General features: G+C 61.6%; 3 protein-coding genes and 1 pseudogene. All 4 read right to left on the reverse strand.

Annotation, left to right across the window (positions count from 1 at the left end; genetic code table 11):
* Window positions 1-297 (reverse strand): annotated as a pseudogene (locus WBB85_RS07275) (hypothetical protein); the annotation flags it as partial.
* A gap of 249 nt (window positions 298-546) precedes the next feature.
* Window positions 547-2175 carry a GMC oxidoreductase gene (locus WBB85_RS07280; RefSeq protein ID WP_432637958.1) on the reverse strand — a complete coding sequence of 543 codons (1629 nt, stop codon included), beginning with the start codon at window positions 2173-2175 and terminating at the stop codon, window positions 547-549.
* A 7-nt stretch (window positions 2176-2182) separates the two neighbouring features.
* Complete coding sequence (locus tag WBB85_RS07285; RefSeq protein WP_432637959.1) at window positions 2183-3103, reverse strand: hypothetical protein; 921 nt, start codon at window positions 3101-3103, stop codon at window positions 2183-2185.
* Window positions 3100-3546, reverse strand: a 447-nt coding sequence (locus WBB85_RS07290) for a Gfo/Idh/MocA family oxidoreductase (RefSeq protein ID WP_432637960.1), incomplete at its 5' end; no start/stop codon positions are given. The genes WBB85_RS07290 and WBB85_RS07285, both read right to left, overlap by 4 nt.

Genomic DNA, 3546 nt, shown 5'->3' on the forward strand with positions numbered 1-3546 from the left:
ACCTGTGCCGCCGCCGCTGCCACCTGTGCCGCCGCCGCTGCCACCCGTGCCGGCGCCGCCGCCGCTGTTCCGGACACCATTGTCGTCACGGATCCGACTGTTCTTCGGGATGGTCGCGGTTGCCTGATCGGACAACAACGCTGCCAGTTCCGGACAATGTTCCAGAGAATGCGCAAGGATGTCGCCGAACTGCGCACTGCGGCGAAGCTGCCGCAACTCAGCCCGGGTCAGATTTGGGCGTGTGCAGAGATCATCGAGATAGTCATTCATCGTCACCTGGACGATGGGTTCTGCCATTCCACCGGCCCGGGCCATACCCGGAACAGAAGCGACAGACAGGGCCGCCAGGCCCATCGCGGTCAAAAACGTAAGATGTACTCTTCCTGATACTATCATAACCAACTCCATAACCTGCTCGATCGCCGTAGCGCATTTTCGCCACATTATTGACACCAGATCACCTCAGTTTGCCAGAAAGTCAAGAATCCTCATGAGCGTCACCAGAGTGTTTCCATAACGCTGACAATCTCGCAACAAAATAGCCACTTATGGTTGATTTTTATTGAACTTTTGTCGCTTTAGGGTGTGCGCGATACCCGCGCCGGCCCTTGCAGACAGGGCCATTATGGTCAGGCCGGGATTGTGGAACGGGTTGGTCGGGAAGGCAGCTGAGTCGGTCACCCAGACATTGCCGGCATCGTAAAGGCGGTTATCCGCGTCGCAGACATGGCGCGCGGGATCGGCGCCCATGCAGGCCCCTCCGGTCTCATGGATCGAGGAACCGGGGATCAGCGCCCCTTCGGGCGTGTAGACCAGTGGCCCGGCAAACTTGTAGGCCAGTTTCGCGATCAGACTTTCGCGGCCCAGAAGGTCGTCGGGCAGACCGAATGTGGCCGAGATATCCTTGAGGCTTTCGTTCATGTCGCGGATCATCGCGCGTTCATTGTCAGAATGCGTCAGCGTGACCTTGGCCACCGGAATACCCCAGGCGTCGCGTTTGGCCGGATCGAGCTCGACCCGGTTATCGGCCCGTGGCAGGACTTCACCGATCGCCATGAAGAACCAGCCGGGCTCCAGCCGCCCGACCGAACCGAGCAGTGAATAACCGCGCAGGAAACCGCGCCCGTCATCACCACCGACATTGCGGAATGAGGGGATGTAGATCCCTGATTGCTGGCCGAAATCGTAAGGGTCATGGCCTGCCCCCATGCCTTCAACCTCAGGCAGCGTGCCGGCACGGAAGACCATGAGGTGATCGGAAAGGTAGCGCCCGAGATTGCCCGAGGAATTTCCAAGCCCGTTCGGATGCCGGTTTCCCTTTGAGTTCAAAAGGATACGCACACTTTCGATAGTCGAGGCCGCGACTGCAACATGGCGGGCCGCAACCGTCACCCGTTCGCGGCTTTGCGCGTCGATATAGGTCACGCCGGTCGCAAGGCCGGTATCGGGATCGGTCTCGATCCGTTCGACCACAGCGTTTGAGCGCAACTCAAACCGCCCCGTCGCCTCGGCCGCGGTCAGGGGCGGTGGCATCCGGTCTTGCATGTGATGGATGATGCGGCAGGTCGTGGCGGGCCGGTCGGGCCACTTCTCGGCCATCTCGTCCAGCAGCCGACGCTCGGCCCCGGTCAAGGGATGCGGGCCGGAATAGTGACCGTCCGGCAGGTTCGCGATCCCAGCCGCCTCGCCCGTGACACCAAGGAACGCCTCCACCCGCGCATACCAGGGATCGAGATCGGCATGGCTGACGGGCCATGTATCGCCAAACCCGTCATGTTCAGCGGCCTTGAGGTCGAGATCGGAGATGCGCAGCGCATTCCGCCCCCAGAGATGCAGCCGACCGCCGACCTGCCGGGCACGGTACCAGTTGAACCGCGCGCCCTTGCCGGTCGTATAGGGGTTTTCCCGGTCATTGAGGAACAGATGCGCGGTTTGCGGCGTGAAGGACATGCAACGCGCCTGCACCTGCTGGCCTTTCAGGATCGCCATGACGCGTGTCAGGATCGACACCCGGCTGCCGCCCTCATGCTCGGGTTCAGGGAAATCCTGCGCGGGGTCGAGCTTGCGCCCCGCCTCCAGCATCAGAACCTTTGCGCCGCCCTCCGCCGCCTCCTTGGCGACCCAGCCGCCCGACGCGCCCGATCCGATGACAATGAGGTCCCAGTTTTCGGTCATCGCGCACTCATGGTTTCTTCGTCACATAGCCCCAGACCTCGCCCAATATCCAGGACGTGGTCAGGATCATTGTGTAAGGAAGTGCCTGCAAATATCTGATCCCCCTTCCCTTTTTTCGTTGCGTCAGGCCGTGGCGTAGCCAGAGGAGCGGCGGGATCAGGGGGCTCATCAGGATCAGCTTCCAACGTTCAGCGTTGCCCATCGTCATCGTGCGAATATGGCCGAACAGGCGGCCCCAATGGAAGCGTTCGGGAATGAGGTACCCAAGCGTGCAGGGTGGACGACCGTGGAAGATGATCATTTCATTCGAAAGCCAGAGCTTTTCGCCCTTCTTCATCAGATAATCATGCAGGACCGGTTCGTGATACCGCTCTTTCCAGAGATGCCTCATTTCTTCAAGGGCTTGGCGGGAATAGCTCACATTGACATCCGACACCCATTCAGCGGGTCCGCTGTCAAACGGCAACCCGTAGCGGCCGAAATCGGTGAGGTAGAAGGCGAAATTGAGAAGGCTCGCTGGTTCCCGGCATTCGATGCCACCGCCGACGACATGGCAGCCCGTCTCGGCGTGCAGCCGCACGATCTGACGCGCCCAGTCCGCGCGCGGATGGCCGCGATCCTCAAGAATTGCGACGATCCGGCCCTTGGAGGCCGCCAACCCCCGCGCCCGACGGCGGTCGTAAAGTTCGTGCAGACCCGCCTCGGTCGTGATCGGGTGGATCGGGTCGATATGGCCGATATCAAGGAAGGTGACGGTCGGAAATTCGGCAGCCATTTCCGGCACTTCCGGGCGGCTTGCATCATAGGGCAGGATCACCTCATGATCCGGCGCATCGTCGAAAGAGGTCACCGCGCGCAGGAAATCGCGCAGGCAATCGCCGCCATCAATGATCGTGACGACGATGGAAAGTTCGGGCGTCCCGCTCACAGCACCATCGCCCCGAGGTTTTCGAGCACCACCGGCTGCCCGGTCCGCGAACTTTCCGGCACCGCCGCCGCGATTTCGACCGCGCGCAACGCGGCATGGCCATCGGCGATGCGCAGGCCCTGTTTGCCCTCGGTCAAAGCGACGAAATCGGCCAGTTCCTGCTGGAACGACGCCAGCGCCGTGGTCTTCCACGAGCGCAGCTTTTCGCGAAACTGAATGCCACGATAGCGGTTGCGGGTAACGGTCGTGGTCCCGCCCGGTTCGGCCATCGTGATCAGCGTATTTTCCATCGGCGCATAGGCGCCCCGCACCATCCCGTGGGAGCCATAGACCTCGACGGCACTCTTGTAGCCCTTCCAGTCGGTCCAGGTCGCCTGATAGATCGCCGACACACCCGAGGGCGCCTTGAAGATCGCCATCGCATTGTCTTCCGATCCCGGGAC

Source organism: Albidovulum sp., assembly GCF_049646345.1.
Classification (GTDB): Bacteria; Pseudomonadota; Alphaproteobacteria; order Rhodobacterales; family Rhodobacteraceae; genus Albidovulum.

Excerpts from the sequence above, each read along its gene's own strand:
- WBB85_RS07280 (WP_432637958.1), bottom strand. The coding sequence starts at position 2,175 with ATGACCGAAAACTGGGACCTCATTGTCATCGGATCGGGCGCGTCGGGC.